The 22,410-nt window shown below is 43.4% G+C and carries 13 protein-coding genes and 1 pseudogene; 9 read left to right on the top strand and 5 right to left on the bottom strand.

Features of this window, described 5'->3' with window-relative positions; genetic code table 11:
• Positions 1 to 145: 145 nt before the first annotated feature.
• The 3 genes from dnaK to EYR97_RS18165 all read right to left on the bottom strand — a co-directional run bounded on the left by dnaK (position 146) and on the right by EYR97_RS18165 (position 4,033).
• Positions 146 to 2,068: a molecular chaperone DnaK gene (gene dnaK, locus EYR97_RS18155; RefSeq protein ID WP_131095182.1), complete on the bottom strand. Its 1,923-nt coding sequence runs from the start codon at positions 2,066 to 2,068 to the stop codon at positions 146 to 148.
• Between the two features lie 119 nt (positions 2,069 to 2,187).
• Positions 2,188 to 2,814 carry a nucleotide exchange factor GrpE gene (grpE, locus tag EYR97_RS18160; RefSeq protein ID WP_131095183.1) on the bottom strand — a complete coding sequence of 209 codons (627 nt, stop codon included), beginning with the start codon at positions 2,812 to 2,814 and terminating at the stop codon, positions 2,188 to 2,190.
• A gap of 334 nt (positions 2,815 to 3,148) precedes the next feature.
• Positions 3,149 to 4,033, bottom strand: coding sequence for a tetratricopeptide repeat protein (locus EYR97_RS18165; protein ID WP_242635115.1), 885 nt, complete (start codon positions 4,031 to 4,033; stop codon positions 3,149 to 3,151).
• Positions 4,034 to 4,437: 404 nt separating this feature from the next.
• Between EYR97_RS18165 and EYR97_RS18170 the strand changes: the two genes are divergently transcribed.
• Together EYR97_RS18170 and EYR97_RS18175 are read left to right on the top strand one after the other, a co-directional pair.
• Positions 4,438 to 7,548 carry a diguanylate cyclase gene (locus EYR97_RS18170; RefSeq protein ID WP_131095184.1) on the top strand — a complete coding sequence of 1,037 codons (3,111 nt, stop codon included), beginning with the start codon at positions 4,438 to 4,440 and terminating at the stop codon, positions 7,546 to 7,548.
• 67 nt (positions 7,549 to 7,615) lie between these two features.
• Entirely contained in the window at positions 7,616 to 11,074 is a 3,459-nt protein-coding gene (locus EYR97_RS18175) for a sodium:solute symporter family transporter (RefSeq protein WP_131095185.1), read from the top strand.
• 9 nt (positions 11,075 to 11,083) lie between these two features.
• On the opposite strand, the gene EYR97_RS18180 is transcribed toward EYR97_RS18175, so the two are convergent.
• Positions 11,084 to 11,716, bottom strand: coding sequence for a response regulator transcription factor (locus EYR97_RS18180; protein ID WP_131095186.1), 633 nt, complete (start codon positions 11,714 to 11,716; stop codon positions 11,084 to 11,086).
• A gap of 222 nt (positions 11,717 to 11,938) precedes the next feature.
• Positions 11,939 to 14,300 (bottom strand): annotated as a pseudogene (locus tag EYR97_RS18185) (TonB-dependent receptor).
• Between the two features lie 308 nt (positions 14,301 to 14,608).
• Between EYR97_RS18185 and EYR97_RS18190 the strand changes: the two are divergent.
• The 7 genes from EYR97_RS18190 to nadK all read left to right on the top strand — a co-directional run bounded on the left by EYR97_RS18190 (position 14,609) and on the right by nadK (position 22,261).
• Entirely contained in the window at positions 14,609 to 15,904 is a 1,296-nt protein-coding gene (locus EYR97_RS18190) for a GntP family permease (RefSeq protein WP_131095187.1), read from the top strand.
• A 15-nt stretch (positions 15,905 to 15,919) separates the two neighbouring features.
• Complete coding sequence (locus EYR97_RS18195; protein ID WP_131095188.1) at positions 15,920 to 17,197, top strand: homoserine O-acetyltransferase; 1,278 nt, start codon at positions 15,920 to 15,922, stop codon at positions 17,195 to 17,197.
• Positions 17,198 to 17,279: 82 nt separating this feature from the next.
• The gene (locus EYR97_RS18200; RefSeq protein ID WP_307722620.1) at positions 17,280 to 18,410 is read left to right on the top strand and encodes a prolyl oligopeptidase family serine peptidase; all 1,131 of its coding nucleotides are present in this window, start codon (positions 17,280 to 17,282) and stop codon (positions 18,408 to 18,410) included.
• Positions 18,403 to 19,182: a 3-hydroxybutyrate dehydrogenase gene (locus EYR97_RS18205; RefSeq protein WP_131095189.1), complete on the top strand. Its 780-nt coding sequence runs from the start codon at positions 18,403 to 18,405 to the stop codon at positions 19,180 to 19,182. The genes EYR97_RS18200 and EYR97_RS18205 overlap by 8 nt, the downstream gene beginning before the upstream one ends.
• A gap of 130 nt (positions 19,183 to 19,312) precedes the next feature.
• Positions 19,313 to 19,825, top strand: coding sequence for a PAS domain-containing protein (locus tag EYR97_RS18210; protein WP_131095190.1), 513 nt, complete (start codon positions 19,313 to 19,315; stop codon positions 19,823 to 19,825).
• A 7-nt stretch (positions 19,826 to 19,832) separates the two neighbouring features.
• Positions 19,833 to 21,317: a methyl-accepting chemotaxis protein gene (locus EYR97_RS22625; protein WP_278186744.1), complete on the top strand. Its 1,485-nt coding sequence runs from the start codon at positions 19,833 to 19,835 to the stop codon at positions 21,315 to 21,317.
• A gap of 68 nt (positions 21,318 to 21,385) precedes the next feature.
• Entirely contained in the window at positions 21,386 to 22,261 is an 876-nt protein-coding gene (gene nadK / locus EYR97_RS18220) for an NAD(+) kinase (RefSeq protein WP_131095191.1), read from the top strand.
• The last annotated feature ends 149 nt before the right edge of the window (positions 22,262 to 22,410 follow it).

Consider the following 22,410-nt stretch of genomic DNA (forward strand, 5'->3'; position numbering starts at 1 on the left):
TGAAAATAACCTAACTATTGAGTAAATAATACCAATTCATTTACACCTGCTATTTACACAACAAAGGCGCAACAAGAATTTCCTGCTGCGCCTGAACTGCTAAATCAGCCTGCCACTGTTGTTGTAACAGGCCTATCGCAACAGCTTACTTTTTGTCGTCTTTCACTTCTTCAAATTCAGCGTCAACAACATCATCATCGGCTTTGCCAGAAGATTGCTGCTCAGCACCTTCTGCGCCACCAGCTGCAGCTTGTTGAGCCTGCGCCGCTTCCATCAGCTTGCTAGACGCTTGGATAAGCTCTTGCGTTTTCGCTTCGATTTCTGCTTTGTCTTCGCCTTTAGACGCTGTTTCTAGCGCAGTAAGCGCTTCTTCAATTGGCGCTTTGTCTTCTGCACTTAGTGCATCGCCAACTTCTTCAAGCTGCTTACGCGTAGCGTGGATCATACCATCAGCTTGGTTACGCGCTTGAATTAGTTCTTCAAACTTCGCATCAGCTTCTTTGTTCGCTTCTGCGTCTGCTACCATTCTTTCTACTTCTTCATCACTTAGGCCTGAAGAAGCTTTGATGGTGATCTTCTGCTCTTTACCTGTATCTTTGTCTTTCGCAGACACGTGTAGGATACCGTCAGCATCTAGGTCGAAGGTTACTTCGATTTGCGGTACACCGCGCGCTGCTGGACGAATACCTTCCAAGTTGAACTGACCAAGAGACTTATTGCCGCTTGATTGCTTACGCTCACCCTGTAGTACATGTACTGTTACCGCAGACTGGTTGTCTTCCGCTGTCGAGAAGGTTTGCGACTTCTTAGTAGGGATAGTCGTGTTCTTCTCGATAAGCGCAGTCATAACACCACCCATTGTCTCGATACCTAGAGACAGAGGTGTAACGTCAAGAAGTAGTACGTCTTTAACGTCACCAGAAAGTACACCACCTTGAATTGCCGCACCTACTGCTACCGCTTCATCAGGGTTAACATCTTTACGTGGCTCTTTGCCAAAGAATTCAGTTACATACTTCTGAACTAGCGGCATACGTGTTTGACCACCCACAAGGATGATGTCATTGATGTCGCCTACAGAAAGGTCTGAATCAGCTAGCGCTTGCTTAAGCGGGTTAAGCGAGTTTTTCACTAGGTCTTCAACCAAAGACTCAAGTTTTGCACGAGTAAGCTTAATTGCTAAGTGCTTAGGGCCTGTCGCATCTGCTGTGATGTAAGGCAGGTTAACTTCTGTCTGTTGTGAAGAAGAAAGTTCAATTTTCGCTTTCTCACCGGCTTCTTTAAGACGCTGCATAGCAAGCGGATCTTTACGAAGATCGATGCCTTGATCTTTCTTAAACTCTTCAACTAGGTAGTTGATAACACGGTTGTCGAAGTCTTCACCGCCAAGGTGCGTATCACCATTTGTTGCAAGTACTTCAAACGTGTGCTCGCCATCTACTTCATCAATTTCAATGATAGAGATATCGAACGTACCACCACCTAAGTCATATACCGCAACAACGTTATCGCCTTGCTTCTTGTCCATGCCGTAAGCAAGGGCAGCAGCAGTTGGCTCGTTGATAATACGCTTAACTTCAAGACCAGCGATACGACCAGCATCTTTCGTAGCTTGACGCTGAGAGTCATTAAAGTAAGCAGGAACAGTAATTACTGCGCCAGTCACTTCTTCGCCAAGATAGTCTTCAGCGGTTTTCTTCATTTTCTTAAGTACTTCAGCAGAAATTTGCGGCGGCGCCATTTTCTCGCCTTTCGCTTCTACCCACGCATCACCGTTATCAGCACCTACAATTTTGAAAGGCATGATGTCGATGTCGCGTTGTACTTCTTTATCTTGGAAGCGACGACCAATTAGTCGCTTGATTGCGAATAATGTGTTAGTCGGGTTGGTTACTGCCTGACGCTTTGCAGACTGACCAACCAGTGTTTCACCATCGTTTGTGTAAGCGATGATTGATGGTGTTGTACGATCGCCTTCCGCGTTTTCAATTACGCGAGGTTTGTCGCCGTCTAATACTGCGACACATGAATTAGTTGTACCTAAGTCGATACCAATGATTCTACCCATTTCGTGTCTCCGAAAAAGTTTCTTAATTCTGTACTTTTAGTGGGGTTATTCCCCAGCCTTTTCAATAGATATCAGTAAAAAAACTGACATTTTTGTGTGTTTATCGCAAAAAGCGTGACTTACGCTTGCGTGTCCACACCGCCACTCGGTGCACGCGATACCATTACCATGGCAGGGCGTAACAAGCGGCCGTTAATTTGATAACCTTTTTGCATAACCGCCATCACTGTGTTTGGCTCGTGATCTGCACTTTCTTGCATCGACATCGCCTGATGCAAATCAGGGTTAAAGGTTTCGCCCTGCGGATCAATAAGGCTTAATCCAAATTTCTCAATAGTGCTTAAGAAAGTTTTGTGGGTCATTTCCACACCTTCTAAAAGCGGCTTAATGGCCTCGTTCTCACCATCAGTCAACTCAATAGCGCGCTCTAGGTTGTCGATAACCGGAAGCAATTCGCCAGCAAAGCGCTCAAGTGCGAATTTACGCGCCTTCTCAACTTCACCTTCAGCACGACGACGGGCATTTTCTGCTTCTGCACGAGCGCGAAGTACGCTGTCTTGCTGCTCTTTAACTGTGGCTTGCGCTTCAGATAAAGCGGTTTCTAGTTCATAAATGCGCTGCGCGTTTTCATCAAGCGGCGCTTGCGCCCCCTCAACTTCTTCAGCACTTGCTTGTGCGTCTGCTGCTTGCACAGTTTCATCTACCGTGTTTTCTTGTTCTGCCTGCACGTCGCGATTATCGCTCATGCCTACCTCCAAACGTTTTTCTTAATTAGGCATAGCCCATATGGCGATTTCGTCAATGGGAATAAGTCTGTTGCGCTTATTTATGGGGCTGGTTTTGAGGGGTTCAAGGGTATCCACATTATTTTTGTGGATGATTGCGAAAAAAGTTGGAAAAAAATAGTTATTAGGCGATATGAATAGAAAAAGAAGGAAGGTTTCTAGCGCATGTTGACCTTTGTAGTACGTTTTTGCAGTGAAAAGTTTATCGCAAATGCCAACACGCGCTAAGAATTATGTAAATCTCTCTAAAAATTACAATTTTCCAATAAAGAAAAGGCAATGGGCTTAATGAACCTTATCTTATTCTCCAAAACGTATGATTGCTCAAATTTCCACTTTCAATGAATCTACAGTTAGGCATATCTCGGGTACAGCCGTTGCCTTTTATTCGGCTTCCTGTTTGCCCATGAAAACGACGCAATTGGTCTAACATCATCTCGTGAACATCGACTAGTTTCACGCTAAGCCCTGTTATCGTGATAGTTTCCATGTCTGGGTCTTCCCCTGAACTTACACTATTAGCAACAAGTGTCGGTGTTTGTATATTATTCTGTTCTTCATGACCAAGTTGCGCTAATAATTCAGCAGAGTTTTCATAATCGCCCGATGCAGGGAACGCCAAAAGCTCAGCAGCCATATCTAAATCCTGCGGAACATATTCACCGTCTATATATAATATGCCTAGCATGTAGTTTGCTAAATAGCTCATGCCTAATGCCACTTCTTCTTTTAAAAAGGCAATGGCAGTCTCTCTTTCCTCTTTAGTCGAATTCGGATCAGTAAAAACTAACACAGCATATTCCTCTGCCGTTCTATCTACTCCCCTATCAGCCCCCTCTTTCATCAAACGCTTTGCTTCTGTAAGGTCCTTTTGAGTACCGATACCTTGCGCGGCCATACCAGCCGCCTGACGATATGCTGGACCAAAACCAAGTCTTGCCGACTTACTGAAATAATAAAAAGCATTTTCCAAGTCGGTCTGTATACCAGACTCAGGGTTCATGAAAATATGACCTAGGGAAAAATTAATTTCTTTGTTCCCTCTAGACGCTAGCGCACGCAGTGTGTTTAGTTTAGCAAGGGAACATTCTTCATCGGCACAAACAGGTTGATTGGGTATGGCGTAAACTGATGTGGAAAGCAGTAACGCGGCGATGCCGTAAAATAGTGCGGTCTTCATACAAATTCCTTTTAAAATTAAAAGCGTAGTTTGTTTTTATTTAGAGCGAGCTGACCTTTGCAGTATATTTTTTCAGCAAAAATCTATAAACCCTAAGCTAACAGCAAATATAAATAGGAATAAATGCTCAATCGTTCACAAAACAATACTAAAAGTACATAAACATAAGTTGTGTTTGGTGCCTTAATACTGAATATCTACTGAAGCACAAAAATGTATATTAAGCGAGCAATTCCCCTCATTTATATCAATTCTGTGTCGATAACAAGTAAGTGATATATGCATAAGCGTGCGCTTTGAAGTAGTATTCGTTTACGTAAGTAGCGTTACAGTTCGAGCCACAATTGTAGTATTTCGGGTAATTTTGTTTGTCTTCCAAAGTGTTTTTTTCACCACGCGTTATATTGACCACACTATTAATGATCTGTAGTGCGTTTTGTTATGCTCAAAAAACTGCTTGGGATAATCTAGCTCATCCGCTATTTTACGCGCCATTGAGCGCCTCTTCTGCTATCGAAGGTCCGATTGATTCTATTGTCGAAGATAAACAAGGGTTAATGTGGTTCACAACGTCAAATGGGCTTTGGCGTTGGGACTCTCACTTTTTAACAAAGGTAAGCTTCCCTTCCACGCTAAACAGTGCAGCATTACCCCAAATTCAGCATACCTTTAAGGACCATCAAAACCGCATTTGGGCTGGCACAAGCGAAGGGCTATTTTTGTTAGATCAGATGCGAAGTGAGTTAACCCCCGTTGAAGTGCAGAAAGTTTCTGATATCTCCATACAAAACGCCGCAACGGTATCAGTCGCCAATTCTGAAATCCTTGTTTTGGCTGAAGATAGGAAGTTATTCCAATTCGATATCCTATCAAAACAACTGTCTTCTATCCCCCTTCCCACATCAATGCGCATATATGCGCTTTGTATCGACGACAAAAACACATTATGGGTAGGGGCAGAAAATGGACTGTACTATGCAACATACGATCACGGAGTATTCGGTGTTTTACAAAAAGTAAATGCTCTTCCAAATGACGCTCGCATAACCACACTTAAACACCTCTCTTCCGGCCAGTTAATCATTGGTACTGCGCGAGATGGTCTATTTGTCAAACATCAGAATAAACAATATGAGCACATTGAACTGCAAGGTAATGCACAGTCAGCATGGGTATACAACGTTGTCGAAAAAACAGACAACACGCTAATTATTGGTACTTTTGGTCATGGTTTAGTAGAAATTGATTTAGCCAATCGAACACAAAGACACATTCAATCAAATCGACTACAACCTTTAGGGTTACTGGATGATAACATCTGGAGTATGTATAAAGATTCCCGTGGGTTAGTTTGGATTGGTGCAGGAAATTCGCTCAATATTTTAGACAGTCGGAATACTGGGATTAAGCATATTTTTGGAGGGCTAGATGAACCTAACGGACTACCCGAGAGAAAAGTCCATTCTGTCGCAGCATTGCCTGACTCGTTGGTTATTGCCAATGGTCAAGCAGGGTTAATACAAGTTTCATCCGAAAACGGTGTTCAAAAAGTTTGGTGGCCTTCTTCTAAGGACCCCATTGAAACTTTGTTCATAAACAAACAAGGCGACCTCTTTGCCTCGTCAAACTTTGCAACGGTGAGTTTGCCCACTATCAACAGAGTACCGCAACCTATTGGCTCAAGAGAACGTTCCGCAAATACTTTTACGGGCGCATTCGCACAGCGTAACAAGACATTGTGGTTAGGCGGCACAGATGGGTTATGGAGGCACTCGCATGCTGCGCCTGATGAAACTAAGCAAATACTTGATAGCAGTATTCCCGATAGGCGAATTTCCGCATTGCTAACTGATGGCGATGATTTATGGGTGGGAACGTGGCAAGGGCTGTACAAACTAACATTTGAAAAAAATAGCGATAGTGTCGTTTCAATAACAAGTGCTAAACATCCCCCCCTTCAGCAGCAATTCATCTCTGATATCCTTATAGATAGCCTTAACCAAGTTTGGGTTACAACGAGTGGTGCTGGCGTATTTGTCAGTGACGCAAGTCAACAATCATGGAAACAAATCACTCATTTAGACAACCTTCCGGGAAACTCTGTTGACGCCATTGCAGGTGAAAGTCATAACCGAATTTGGGTAGGCACGTCACGAGGTATTGCTGCCATTAATATAGATGACAAAAAGGTCAATCCAGTAGTAGTGGGTAAACAAGCCGTCAATACTCCCTACGCCCGCGGAGCAGCTACAAAGACATCAGGTCAAGCATTGGTGTTTGGCGGTAATAATGGTCTGACTATCGTCCAACCGTTACTTCTTGATACTATTTCACCTCCCCTCTCTTTGGTATTTACTACTATCAATGTAGTGACTCAGCATGACATTCAGCATCGTGTTGACACATCAACAGAAATATTAACCATTGAACCTTTGCCCAAGCGATTGTCCTTCGAATTTGCGGCTCTTGATTATATTTCCCCAGAAAGTATTCACTATCGTTATCGGGTTGTAGGTCAAGAAGAAATGTGGACAGAATTAGATGCCAACCATCGCAGTATAACATTGACCCGATTAGATCCAGGCAACTATGAACTTGATATTGAATACTCATACGACCGTACTAACTGGTATCCAAATACACTTACGCAACGCTTTAGAGTGTTACCCGCGTGGTATCAAACCCCAACAGCTGATGTCATTGCCCTCATAGTATTTGCATTCGCCATTTATTTTTTGCATAAATTAGGACTTCGACATCATAGGTATCGACAACGTATTCTTGAACAAAAGGTTGCCGAGCGCACCTCAGAGTTAGTTGCGGCCAACCAAAAACTTAGTGAGCAAGCTGTCGCACTTGAAAAAGCGAGCCTAACCGATGCGCTAACCGGCTTGAACAATCGCCGTTTCCTGTTCCAAAACATCAAACGTGATCTACTTAAGATTCAGCGTTACTACAACGATTGCGAAGATAAGAACACTCGTCCAAATTGTGAAAACGACTTGTTGTTCTTTATTATTGATTTGGACCACTTTAAACGCATAAATGATGCTCATGGTCATCAAGTGGGTGACACTGTACTAATCGAAACCCAGCAGCGTCTAAGGCGTGTTTTTCGCGATACAGACTATTTAATTCGCTGGGGAGGGGAAGAGTTTTTAGCCGTAGCTCACAACTCATCACGACACGATGCCCACTACCTGGCAGAAAGAGTTGTCACTATTATCAATAATGCAAAATTTCGAATAAATGAGCAAACAGCCCTCAAAGTCAGTTGCTCAGTAGGCTTTGCGCCATACCCTTTACAGCAGCAACACTATGACTTTTTCGACTGGCACACTACAGTTGCTGTCGCTGATGCCGCATTATATGAGTCGAAAAGTCGCGGTAGAGACACATGGACCGGTGTTTTGTCCATTAAAGAACACGCTTCTGAAAACAGTTTAAGTTTTATCAAGCAACAACCTTCACGAATTTTTGATTTTGCTGAGAGTATTGTTCGGCCTAAACCTTAAGCGACTATGTGTAAAAAAGGTGTTAATGTAAAACAAGCTAAGCAGTTGTTTTTCATACGGACCTTGTATGCTAAGTATTTGGACAGTCGGCACGCTTGTTGGCCTTTATCTCATATCACTTTTTGCTGTTGCCTTTTGGGGCGATAAGCGTTTACGCGACAATCAACAACACCCTGTGCTTTATAGTTTAGGGTTAGGCGTACACTGTACCTCATGGGCTTTTTTCGGAACGACTTCTCAGGCTGCACAATACGGTTGGGCGATTATTCCCACCTATTTGGGTATTATGTTGACCATGGCTTTTGCTTTTCCCGTCGTACTGCACATCAGTCGATTATGCCAACAGCACAACATTAGCTCGTTAGCTGATTTAATTTCTCTGAAATACCGACACTCACATTTAATTGCGGCTTTCATTACGCTCTTGTGCTTTATAGGAGTTATTCCCTATATTGCGCTTCAACTTGACGCGATCACCAAATCAATTAATTTGATCACCGGCGACTTACAAGCAAGTAACCCTCAGGTGAGTATTTATGTCGCGGCACTGATGGCCCTTTTTGCCATTATTTTTGGTACACGTTCACTAAACCTTACCGACAAACACCCAGGCTTAATACTTACCATTGCCTTTGAATCTGTGATAAAGCTACTAGCATTGTGGGCTGTTGGCATTTTCGTTTGCTTTTATATGTTCGATGGCATACTCGATCTTATTGCTAAAGCTTCATCAAATGATGCAGCAAAAGATGTAATTTACACAGATAGCGCTCCATGGGTGTACGTATCTCATGTTTTGCTTGGCGTGTGTTCTATGTTTGTTCTTCCAAGGCAGTTTCATATGAACTTTGTCGAGCAAAACGGTGAGGGTGAATTAAGAACCGCACGCTGGCTCTTTCCATTGTATCTGCTTGGCATGACAATATTTATTCTGCCCATTGCACTTGCAGGAAAACTACTATTACCAAGTACTACGAGCTCTGACGCCTACGTGCTCGCCCTTCCCTTATTTGCAGATAACATGGCGCTATCTTCTTTTGCATTTATTGGTGGTTTGTCGGCTACTACTAGTATGGTTATCGTGGCGACATTGGCCATGGGCATTATGATATCGAACAACGTTATAACCCCTTTGTGGTTAAAGGCCAGTTTGAAAACTGCGCCAAACCGCTCCATGCAGCCAACAAAAATCCTTACTATTAGACGTTTGACAGTATTGGTGGTACTGACTATTGCTCTGTGGTACCACCTCAATATTAGCCAAGCTGCACCTTTGGTAAAAAGTGGTGTTATTGCCATAGCGCTCTTGGGCCAGTGTATGCCTGCGTTAATGTTTGGCTTATATTGGCAAAAAAGTACCAGGGCTGCAGCGTTGTGTGGGCTGTTCGCCGGCTTTGCTTGTTGGGCAATTTTTCTTTTATACCCTAGCCTGTTATCTAGCTACTATTTTAACCCTGCCCCCACTGATGAAGCGCTCGGACTAGGCTTTGTTTACTCAATGATAGCCAACTGCATCACATTCATTGTTGTGGCGTTGTTAACATACAAGAAATCACAACATACTGAAGGAAGTATCACACAAAACCAACACACTCCTCGCTTAATGGTGAAGGTACGCGACCTTATCACCCTTACCGAGCGAGTGCTTGATGCCCAAGCCCACCGCAAGCTTACTCAACAACTTTCAGTTGACTTAAATCGCGCGTTTGCCAGTGGTTACGCAAGCCATGCGCTTATTGAACGGGTAGACCAGCTTCTTGCCGCGCAAGTTGGTGCCCCTAGTGCGCGGATTTTACTGGGGGCAATTGCAGATACGGGCAGCGAAACCCTTCCTGAATTAGTTGATTGGGTAGAGGAAGCGTCGCAGTCTTTTCAATTTAATCATGAAGTTTTGCAGTCATCTGTCCAAAATATTGAGCAAGGCATTAGTGTTCTTGATGAAAAGCTACAATTGCTTGCATGGAATGACCGCTATATCGAGCTATTTAATTATCCCAAAGGGTTCCTAAAAGCAGGCATGCCGATCACCGATATATTAAATTACAATGCGCAACGGGGGCTATTTAGTAACTCATATGAGCAACAAATTGAAGATACTGTGCAAAGCGAAATAGAAAAACGCGTGAGCTTTATGCTTAAAGGCACAAGACACAAATTTGTGCGTAAACAACCCGACGGTAAGGTTATAGAGCTTAACGGTGCGCCACTCCCTGGTGGAGGCTATGTCACCACTTACAGTGATATTACTGAGTATATCGCCATTCAAAAAGCCCTTGAAATGGCAAAGTCAGATTTGGAAGCTCGCGTTATTCAGCGTACCGCTGAGCTTGAGGAAGCAAAGCAGCAAGCCGTGAGCGCCAACGAGAGTAAAACGAAATTTCTCGCTGCTGCCGGTCATGATCTAATGCAGCCTTTCAACGCCGCCACCTTATTTGCATCTATGTTGAACAAAAAAACTGAAGGCAGTGAACTGGCTAGCTTATCTGAGGGCGTAGTGAACTCACTAAACAATGCACAAACTTTGCTTACCATGTTGTTGGATATGACAAAACTTGACGCGGGCGCCCTTAAGCCACAAAGAACCACATTTGCAATTGATGACGTGTTGCATTCTTTGTTTCAAGAGTTTAGCGTTATTGCTCAGCAAAAAGGTTTGCAGTTGCACTATGTCAAAACCCGCCTAGTTACTTTTACCGATAAACACCTTTTCAGGCGAATTATTCAAAACTTACTTTCTAATGCTATACGCTACACCCAAACTGGCACAGTGCTTATTGGTGTCAGAAGAAAAGTGACTAATAGTCAATGTGGCAACGCGAAGCCCGTGGTAGAAGTGTGTGTTTATGATACCGGTTCGGGTATTCCACTTAGCCAGCAAGAGGTTATTTTTAGTGAATTTCACCAACTAGAAAACTCTAATAATGCGCAAGGTATCGGACTTGGTCTCACAATAGTAGAACGAGTGTGTAAATTACTTGAACATCAAGTATCACTTTCGTCCATTGTGAACAAAGGAAGTTGCTTTAGAATTTCTGTCCCCAGAGTGAGTGGTCCTGCCAAGCGTTTAGCTAACGAAGATGGCGCTTCAAGCGCGCCAGACGTTAGTGAAGTAGCAACTAAACAAGAACGCGTTGATGCTAAAAGTGGCAATCAATTTCTAAAGAGACGCCATGTTCTATTAGTCGAGAATGACGAACAAGTTGCCCTAGCGATGCAAGCGTTACTCTCAGATTGGGGGGCGGAAGTCGTCTGGGTGACTACCTGTAAAGATGCCGTATTAGCCAGTAAAAAAGCTGCGGGTAAATTCGATATCTTACTTGTTGACTATCACCTGAACTTTGGAGAAACCGGTATTCAAGTGGCTGAGTCACTCATTAAAGAGAAAACATTACCTTCATTGAGTATTCTAGTAACCGCCAATAGAAGTAATGAAATTCGGGAAGAGGCCTATGAGGTAGGACTTCAGTATTTACCCAAGCCTGCTAAACCTCTAGCGTTAAAACGCATGATTAAATCTTTTTTGTAGCATTAGAGCTTAGTTTTGCTCTATCTGCATGGCGTGCTTAAACGCAATACCCGCTTTTGTCCGATTAATAACACCAAGCTTTTTTAGCACTGCAGAAACGTGCTGTTTTACGGTAGATTCCGAAATGGCCAACTCATAGGCTATTTGTTTGTTAAGCAAGCCATCTGCAACCATTCTCAATACCTTTAATTGATGCGGTGTCAACTGACGTAATCGCATACTGAATTCATCATTATCTGACATATCCACATTAAGTGCTTCGGGCACCCAGGTATCACCATCTAGCACCGCTTCTACTGCTTCAACAATACTCTCAACTGACGCAGATTTCGGAATGAAACCACTTGCACCAAGAGCTAATGCTTTTTGCACAGTCGCAGGAGATTCTTGTGCAGTAACCACCACGACTAAAATGTCGGGGTAACGGGCATGAATAGTTGATAGACCATTTAAGCCTTCATTTCCTGGCATCGTGAGGTCTAAAAACACCAACTCAATGGCATCATCACTTTCTAATTGTGAGAGGGTTTCTGGGAACGTTGATGACTCCACAATATTGATATCTTGCATTCCGCCAAGCGCATGGCACATGGCAGTGCGGAAAAGTGGGTGGTCGTCGGCAATGAGAACTTTTACAGGCATGATGCTATCAACTTGTAACTACCTTGTTAATTAACATATTAACACGTTGATTAAAGAGTAGCGATGACTACCTTTTAAGACGTTGTGAAGCAAGAAATAGAAAAGCCTATTTCAAAATAGAAACAGGCTTTGTGAAGTACTGTACTTAATCTGCAAACCTCGTTAAGCAAAAAGTAAGGTTACAATTAAATCCACTACATTCAATTTGTATGGGCATTACGATTAGAAGCGGTAACCCACTGTTACGTGAACAGTACGAGGGTCGCCATAGTAACCGATAAGCGTGGTATCACCACCAAGGCCAGCTCCATAGTTACCATCATTATCCTTCGTTACAAAGTCATAACCACCTACCAAGTACTCTTCATCTGTTAAGTTTTTCACATGAATACCGGCATACCAGTCACCTTCAAGACTTTCCCAACGCGCACTTAAGTTCACCATGCCATAGGCATCTTGTTGGATAAGATCGCTCGTTTCAAACAGTAGGTAGTCATCTCGGTAGTAGTAATTTGCGTTAAAGCTAATATCGCCGAAACTCGTCTCTAGTAAGTAGTTCGCATTCACATTCAATGTATTTTCAGGTGTACTTGCTAAACCAATAAGCGGTGGGATCGCATTGTTCTTTTTGATCTCAAAATCGATATAACCATATGCCACGTCAAACTGCAGGTTATCTGTAGCCACCCAGGTTACCTCTAACTCTACCCCTTTAGCTGCTGTTGCAGCGGCATTGCGCAAACGCTGGTCAAGTGCAGTTGGGTCAGATAAGTCACCTTCAACACCAATGTATTGTCTGTCTTTGTGGTCGTAAGAGAACAAGGTTGTATTAATACGAAGGGTATCCGTAACATCACTTTTCACACCAATTTCGTAACTATCAACCACTTCGGGTTTTACACCAGGCTCTGGCGTTTGTGCTCTCGGGTTAAAGGTTCCTGATTTAAAGCCTTGTGAATAGCTGGCAAAGAACATGGTGTCACGTGTCATTTGATATTCCACACCTAAGCGAGGTGTAAAGCGAGACCAACTTTCCACTGCTGGCGCATCCAGTACACCATCGCCGTCAGAATCGCTACCTAACACTTGCGGGACTAACTGGCCGTCAGGACGTACATAGCCGTCAATCCAACCAGTGTAAGGATAAGTATTCTCAAAGATAAGCCCATTGTTTACAAAAGCGGATTTCTCTTCATCAGTAAAACGCGCACCTAACGAGAACGACAGTTTGTCATTTACATCGTAGTTTAACTGAGTATACGCAGCCCAACTCTCAGAATTATTACAACCGGTCACTTCGCGCGTAAGACCTGGAGCCCCCAGAGTCGCACCGAGTATGCCAAGTACCGCGTCAAAGTTACCGCAGCTTTCTCCATCATAGAAATATAAGCCCGACACTAGGCTGAAATTATCACCAAAATAGTTGGCCTGTAATTCATGTGTGTCGTTGCTGTCGTCATACTCTGCGGGTACGTCGAAAATTGGCAGCGGCGTATTGTCAAAGTCGATATTGGTTGGAGAGTAGCTCTCGCGATGCGAGCCAATGTATTTTAGCTCTAATTTGTCACTAACATTATAGCGCGCCAACCAATTGTACCCTTCTAGTTCCACCTTATTCCACGTTGGCAAGCTGGTGTATGAATCAAATTTAGAATCGGGTACTGGTGCATCAGTTAAGATACTTGGAATAAGACGATACCCGCCTTTCGCGTTTGAAGTATCTTCAGTTTTATCCCAACCTATACGGAAAAATAGGTCTTCACTAGGGTGTACTTCAAGGGTTACGCGAGCCGCCCACAAATCTTTGTTGTAGTTTTCTTTATCTTGATCAGGTAGCGCACTTATTAAGTATTCACCGAAGCCGTCTCGGTTTAAATTGGCATAGCCAACACCTAAATACACGGTATCTTCAATAAGAGGGATTTGCCCCGTTAGCTTTATGTCTCTTTGATTGTAACTACCGACCGTGGCTTCTACATTCATTTGCGTGTCGCCAGTCATTTCCTTAGTGACGTATTTTACTGCACCACCAATGGTATTTTTTCCCATAAAGTGTACCTTGAGGGCCGCGCAATACTTCAATTCTCTGAACATCGAGTAAATCAAGTACTGCACCTTGTGGGCGCGCAATGTAAATATCATCAACGTAAATGCCCACACCAGGCTCATAACCCCATAGCGGATCTTGCTGTCCCATACCTCGAATGAACGCAGTTAACGTTGAATTTGTACCACGACTAGTTTGAAGCGTAGTGTTTGGTGAAAACTGCTGTATTTCAGTTATAACACTGATTCCTTTTTCACCCAATTCAGCTGCACCAACCGAAGTTATAGAAACCGGTGTCTCCTGCAACGATTCAAGGGTTTTTCGCGCGGTAACTTCAATGCGTTCTAGTTTGACTTTCTCAGCTTTCTGTTCCTCGTTTGCGTCTTGCGCTAGCGCTGGCACAGAGAGCAACCCTGTGGCAACCGCGACAGCGCACAAACTACGACGAGCAAGTACGTTATTAACAATATTACTTTTACCTTCGCTACTGCTGATTGAGCGAGAAACGAAACTATTGGTGTGTGTAGATAGTGACATAGTGAGTCCTTGTTGTTCTAAGTTTTATTCACTGCCGGATGTATTGCCTACGGTCCAAATCACTTTAGTTAATTATTTGTTAACAGTATGTAGTACCATCGTACTATGGGATTTTCGGAAAAGTAACGTCAAACTTCACTCCTGTTTTAAATACACTTTTTGCGCTTTGTAGAAATGAGCGATAAAACTCTGGCCTTGAATCATAGCGTTAGCTGGGTTTAGTAGATAAGAGCGACTCACTCTACAAAGAGAATCGACTTAACTGTTCCGGATCATCTGCGGTCACAGATTTTTAAAGGAAAATAACTATGTTAAGTATGATTGGCTTAGTAGGTGGGCTTGTGCTGCTTATTGTTTTAACAATACGCGGTATGAACCTGTTTATTGCAGCGCCTTTATGTGCACTGGTGGTGGCCCTAACCAACAATATCGGGGTTTTCACTGGTGATGTTAATTTTGTTGAAACCTACATGAGTGGTTTTTCAGGCTTTATTGCATCTTGGTTTTTCATGTTTTTACTTGGCGCTCTATTTGGCAAGTTTATGGAAGATACAGGGGCTGCAGATGCGGTATCTCGCTGGATAGTTACAAAAATTGGCTACAAACGCGCTGTTCTTGCGGTAGTTTTGGCATGTGCCATTTTAACTTATGGCGGTGTAAGTGTGTTCGTGGTTGCCTTTTCGGTTTACCCCATGGCTGTAAGCTTATTTAAAGACGCAAACCTGCCAAGACGCTTTATACCCGCAGCAATGGCCTTTGGCTCTGTTACGTTTACCATGACATCGGCGGGGTCACCCGAGATTCAAAACTGGATCCCTATTAAATATCTCGGCACTTCACCTTTTGCCGCTTGGGAAGTAAGCCTAGTAGTGGCTTTTTTCATGGCCACATTTGGTTATTGGTGGTTAGCCAGAATGATACGTAAGGCAGTAAGTAATGGCGAAGTATTCGAATCTCGTGAAAGTGATCCTGAAGTGAGAGACCGCGCACTTCCCCACCCACTTACCGGTATTGTTCCACTGGTAGTCGTGCTCATCATTTCTTTTATGTTTCACGAAGCACTTGCACAACTGGCGCTAATACTGGCACTTGGTGGAGGAGTGTTGTGTTTGTTGGTTATTAACTACAAACATTTCAATAGCCTACCCGTTGCTATTAACATGGGCACGACTGGTGCACTTATTGCTATTGGGAACACAGCAGCGGTGGTTGGGTTTGGTTCAATTGCAAAAAATACTGATGCATTTCAACAAACCGTTGCACTCATGACACAAATTCCTGGTAATGAACTTATTGGCGCGGCAATCGCTGTAAGTGTAATAGCAGGTCTCACCGGCAGTGCATCAGGAGGACAAGCCATCGCACTTCCTTTAGTTGGGCCGCATTATCTTGATCAAGGTGTAGAGCCTGAGCAATTACACCGTATTGTGTCTATTTCATCAGGCGCGTTAGATTCATTACCACATAATGGCTATGTGGTTACCACTATTCGCGCTATTTGCCACGAAACTCATCAAGCCGCGTATTGGTCTGTTGGGGCTCTAACAGTAGTGGTACCCTTAATTGGTCTAGCCATGGCTATCGGTATCTTCAGCTTTATGTAAAAGGAAGTTCAAATTATGAGACTTTTTGGTAATGCAAAGTGCTTCAGCTGGGTCAAGCAGGCAAGAAATACTGTTAAGCCCTTCGTGTTATTTGCATCTGTGTTGTGTGGTCTAAGTCTTGCGAGTTCTGTTGGTATTGGTGTTGCTAGTGCCGCAGGCGTCGAGGAATTAAACAATACGCTACTTGTTGAAAAGCAAGTTTTCACTATTGATCACTTTACCACTTTCGGTGGAAAGCACATTGAGAGTGTGAACGTTGGTTGGGAAGCATACGGTGAGTTATCAGAAAAGAGAGATAACGTAATATTAATTACCCATTACTTTTCTGGCACATCTCACGCTGCGGGAAAATATAATGAAAAAGATGAGACGCCAGGATATTGGGATAACTTGATCGGGCCAGGTAAAGCTATCGACACCAACAAGTTCTACGTAGTAAGTGTGGATACCTTGGTTAACCTTAATGCATATGACGACAATGTGATTACCACAGGCCCTGCGTCAATTAACCCAAAAACAGGAAAACCTTACGGTTTGACTTTTCCCGTGGTGACCATTCGCGATTTTGTCAATGTCCAAAAAGCCCTACTTGAAAGCTTGGGAGTTAGTAAACTTCATGCGGTCGTTGGGCCCTCTATGGGCTCAATGCAAGCCATTGACTGGGCGAGCGCCTACCCTAATTGGGTTGATAAAGTAATATCGGTTATCGGCACCGCAGAAAGTGATGCATGGACCACGACAGCGCTTGAACATTGGGCAACGCCTATAAAATTAGATCCACACTGGAATAATGGCGAATACGAAAAAAACAATGCACCTGTTGACGGTTTAACAGCTGCGTTAATGCTAGTTACACAAAACGCCTTAACGCCAGATTTTTTCAATAACCAAGGCAATAAATTGGCATTTAAGAATATTGAGCAAGCGCCTTTGCAAGATATTCAACAAAACCATTCCATAGTAAATTGGCTTAAGGCACGCGCTGAGACAAGAAGTAAAAATATGGATGCCAATCACCTCTTATATCTCGTCCGCGCTTGTCAGCTTTTTGTTGCGGGACATCAAGAAACATTGCAAGCCGGCCTTGAAAGAATAAACGCAAAAACACTGTTTATTCCCTCTGCATCTGACTTGCTTTTAATGCCATACCTTGCAAATGATGCGAACCAAGCATTGAGCAAATTAAATAAAGACAGCGCGTTAATTACACTCGACGGCGAGCTTGGGCATATTGAAGGCGTATCAAACGCGGTTAAACAAGCAAAAGCCATACGTGCGTTTCTAGAAGAATAAAGGAATAACCATGCAATTGTTAAAGCAAGACGAATCGGTGCGTTTTTTAGGCCCTCAACGCACGAAAGACTTTAGTGCATCCATGTTTAAGACGGCAATTAAAGCTACCGCATTAAGCATGAGCCTACTAAATATTAGCGTATTAAGCATTTTCAGTACAGCACATGCGCAAACCAACACCAGTGCCAATAATGAAAATGCACGGCAACTGCCTTCACTATTACTGGATTTAAGCAATGTAACCGTATCAGGACTCTCGTCTGGCGGTTATATGGCAACGCAATTTCAACTTGCTCACAGCGATTGGGTAAAAGGCGTAGGTGTAATTGCTGGCGGCCCTTATTACTGTGCAAAAGGTGACATCACCACTGCTCTGGCACAATGCGTAAATAAAATAGAAGGTTCAGTAGATCTTGAAGCCATTAACGCGCAAATAGCGCGTTATGAGTCTGAAGGTAAAATTGCACCTATCAGCAATATGAAAGATGCCAAGGTATGGCTCTTTCACGGCACCCAAGATACTCGTGTCGTTACCCAAGTGAGTGATTTACTGCATAAACAGTATCAGTCGTGGACAGACACAAACAATATTGCGTATATCAACGACAAACCGATGGCTCATGTATTTCCAACACTATCAAACGGTATTAACTGCATGGAATCAGAAAGCCCGTTTATCGGTAATTGTGACTACGATGCCGCCGGCGCCATGCTCAATCACCTTATAGATGGCTTATCTACACCAGATGACGCCATAAGCGGACAAATTTATTCGTTAGATCAACACGCCATTGCCGGTGATAACGCTAAAACGCTTGCTAGCGAAGGCTTTGTCTATGTGCCTGAGTCTTGTGAGCAAGGTACAGAATGTCGAGCGCACATTAGCTTCCATGGATGTAATCAGTATGCAGATGCCGTTGGTGATGCCTACACCACGCAAACGGGTATTAATGAATGGGCAGATGACAACAACATTGTGGTGCTTTACCCACAAACTAAAAAGTCGCTATTTATGCCCTTGAATCCACAAGGCTGCTGGGATTGGTGGGGATACGCTTCAAGTGACTACGCCAACAGAGACGGTGACCAAATTAAGGCAGTGAAGCAATTACTTACTTCACTGAACAACCGACAATCAGCAACAACATCAGATGCAGCTTTAGGTAAAAATACTGAGATGAACCATTCCATCGAGGCAAAGAATAATGACTAAACGAACTGTATTTATTACTGGTGGGGCTAGCGGTATTGGCTATGGCATCGCCGAGTTAATGGTCAAGCAAGGCCATCACGTTATCGTGGCTGACATTAATGAAAAAGCGGCGCAAAATGCAGCTGAAAAACTGTCTCAGCTTGAAGGAACGGCAAGCGCTATAGCTGTGGACGTATGTAACGCTGAGCAAGTTGCTGCACTGCCTCAAACGCTAGCGCAATCACTCGGAGCGCATACGGTCGATGTATTGATCAACAACGCAGGTATTCAACATGTTTCTCGTATCGAGGACTTCCCTGCTGAAAAGTGGCAGCAGCTAATTAATATTATGTTGGTTGGACCTGCGCTACTTACACAAACGTTTTTGCCCGCAATGCGTGAGCAGAACTTTGGCCGTATTATTAATGTAGGTTCAATTCATTCCGTTGTCGCATCGCCGTTTAAGTCTGCTTATGTTGCAGCCAAACACGGGCTTTTAGGCTTTGCTAAAACCATTGCTCTTGAAACAGGTGATTGTGACGTTACCATTAATACGCTTTGCCCCGCTTACGTCAAAACCCCACTTGTTGAACAACAAATTGCTGCCCAAGCCAAAGAGAATAACCTTACCGAGGAGGACGTGATCACGAAAATCATGCTTGAGCCAATGCCTAAGAAGCAGTTTATTAGTGTAGAAGAGCTTGCCGAAACCGCTGCGTTTTTGATGTCACCCAGTGCAAGAAATATCACTGGGCAAACCTTGATATTAGATGGTGGGTGGACCGCACGCTAGTGCATTAGACTAAAGGTTAAAAGGCCCAAGTGGGGCTTTTTGCCTTTATTTGATCTGAGTCTAACTTCTCAATTTAAATCCCCTTTAAAGTACGCCCATCTCGAAGTCCTCAACTTAGTTGGTAGTACTCATGACTAAAGAAATCACGTTTTCCCCTCGTGAAATTATCGTCAGTAAAACAGATCTAAGCGGCAAAATTACTTATGCAAACCGTGTTTTTATGCGCGTTTGTAATTACCCCGAATCTGCATTGCTTGGTGAGCCTCACCGCGTTATTCGCCACCCAGATATGCCTAGAGGTGTTTTCTACGGCATGTGGAAAACCTTAAAAGCACAAGAAGAGTTTTTTGGCTTTGTTAAAAACAGTACCTATGACGGTAACTACTATTGGGTCTTTGCCAACGTTACGCCCGATTACGAAGGCCAAAAGCCAGTAGGTTATTACTCAGTGCGACGCGTAGCTCCCAAAGAAGCCCTATCTGATGTCAACGCCCTCTATCAAAAGATGAGAGATATCGAAAAAAAATGTGACAAGGCATCTGCACCAAAAACAAGCTGGGCGTGGCTACTTGACTATTGTGAGCAAAACAAACATGTAAGCTACGACGCCTTTGTCCTCAACCACTATCAGCAGTATCGGTAGGCCGCTTGTGATCATTCAAAAACACGTCAGTAAAAACCACCCTTTTATTCAGCAAAAATATGCACTTACGTGTTTAGTTTTTGCTTTGCTCTCGCTTTCAATTAGTGCAATTAACTTTTGGCAATACGGATTTAGTATCACAAACCTATTGTGTCCCATTCTCACTTCTGGGTTCGCATTTATTGCGTGGCTAGACCATACCAAACCACTTAAAGCCTTAAGAACCATTGAGCACACGTTAGAAGAAGCACGGGAAGGCAACACACATATACGAATAACCAATACCAAAGGCCTTGGCGAAGTAGGTAAAGTTGCTTGGGCATTAAATGACTTTCTCGATATCATCGAATCCAACTTCAAGGAATTGTCGAATAGTTTTCATGCCACAAGTCAGCGAAAGTTCTATCGTAAAGGACTTACTGACGGCATGCCCGGTGAGTTTGGTAAAATGATGACAAACGTCAACATAGCCATTAAAGGCATGGAAGATGCTGATAACTTTGCTCGTCAAAATAAGCTGATGAGTGAACTTCATCACCTCAATACATCTAACTTGCTAGTGAACTTAAAGAACAGCCAGTCCGACTTAAGCTTACTGTCTTCAAAAATGGACGATGTGCTAAATATTGCTACGGAAAGTAGAGATGGCGCTCAAAAAAGTCGTGAAACGGTATCGGATATTAATGATGCTATTAGCGATGTGAATGAACGAATGGATACTGTTGAGATAACGGCCAAAGAACTAGAAAGGCAAAGCCATAGAATATCAGAGACTATTAAACTCATCAGCGATATAGCAGAGCAAACCAATCTGCTGGCACTTAATGCCGCCATCGAAGCGGCCAGAGCGGGTGAAGTTGGAAGAGGTTTTGCCGTTGTCGCCGACGAAGTAAGAAACCTTGCAACCCGAACCCGTTCTTCAACAGAAGAAATAACAGGCATCATTGCTGATTTAAGAGCGCAAATAGATTCCATGGTGCACCACACCCTAAACGTGAGTCAGCAAACCAAGCAAATTGGTGACGAAGTTAAAACGTTCCATAACAATTTTGACAATGTTGCCACCGCTGCCCAGTCGACAATAACCTTAATGTCACAAACCAAAGACAGAGCATTTGCGTCATTGGTACAACTGGACCATGTGATCTATATGCAAAATGGCTACATTGCACTGGAGAAGCGCGGTGAAGGAGAAGAAGCAAATGCTGTGAACGTAGACCATTTTAATTGCCGCTTAGGAAAATGGTACTACGAGGGAGCCGGCAAAGCAGCCTTTAGCCGTACACAAGGTTACCGCAACCTAGAAGCACATCATGCTGAGGTACATAGGCAGGTGAACGAAGCAGTTCAGTTGGTTAAACTAGATTGGATGCGCGACGACGCTATTTTGGATGAACTTATCGAGCGTATTGGCATTGCAGAAAATGCCAGCAAAGGCGTTATACAATGTATTGGTGAAATGGTCTTAGATAAACATACAAACAATTGTTAACACTTTTCTTTTATTGAACACCTGTGCTAATGTCCAAAGCATTGGAAATGAATGGACATTAGCACTCCATGCCCTATCAAACCATTGCTTTAATTGGAAAACCTCAACACGCTGCAACTCATGACAGTTTAAATATCTTGGCGGAATATTTGCTGGCAAGAGGCTGTAACCTATTGGTTGAAGAAAATATTGCCGAAGAATTAGAAACCGATAATTTTCGCAGTTGCAACCTTGTCACCATAGGGAAAGAGGCCGACTTAGCGGTGGTCGTAGGTGGCGATGGCAGTATGCTAGGCGCAGCACGTGTTCTCGCGCGTTTTGACATACATGTAGTTGGCGTCAACCGCGGAAATTTGGGGTTTCTTACTGATATTCATCCCGATGAAATTACCCAGCAGCTCGATCTGATTTTCAATGGCGACTGTGTTGTTGAAAAGCGCTTCTTATTAGAAGTATCTGTATATCGTCACGAGAAGTTGAAAAGCAGCAATTCAGCGGTAAATGAAGTCGTACTGCACCACGGCAAAGTCGCTCACATGATGGAATTTGAGATATATATCGACGAACAATTCGTGTTTAGCCAGCGAAGCGATGGACTTATTGTAGCCACACCAACAGGCTCTACGGCTTACTCCCTTTCCGCTGGCGGGCCAATAATTATGCCCAAACTAGATGCGTTAACTTTAGTCCCCATGTTTCCGCATACGTTGAGTAGCCGCCCTATTGTGGTTGATGCCGACAGCCAAGTTTCAATGAAAGTATCAAAGGTAAACAGCGATTCATTGCAAGTCAGTTGTGATAGCCATATCGTTTTACCAGTGCTGCCAGGGGATGAAATTCGCATTAACAAAAGCACAGACAAACTTCATTTGGTCCACCCTAAAGGCTACAGCTATTTTAATGTGCTGCGTAAAAAGCTTGGTTGGGGAAGTAAACTTTATTGATGCTGTCCAACATGGGCTACCAAGTTTGTGACGCGCGCTTCCCTCTCGCAAGCTACAGAATTTAATTACATAAAAATCATACAGATAACAATCTAAAGCATTAAAATATAATCACTTCTCTTTACACACTAAAAATACTGTATATATTT

It is taken from the genome of Alteromonas sp. KUL42, assembly GCF_006538325.1.
In the GTDB taxonomy this organism is placed as follows: domain Bacteria; phylum Pseudomonadota; class Gammaproteobacteria; order Enterobacterales; family Alteromonadaceae; genus Alteromonas.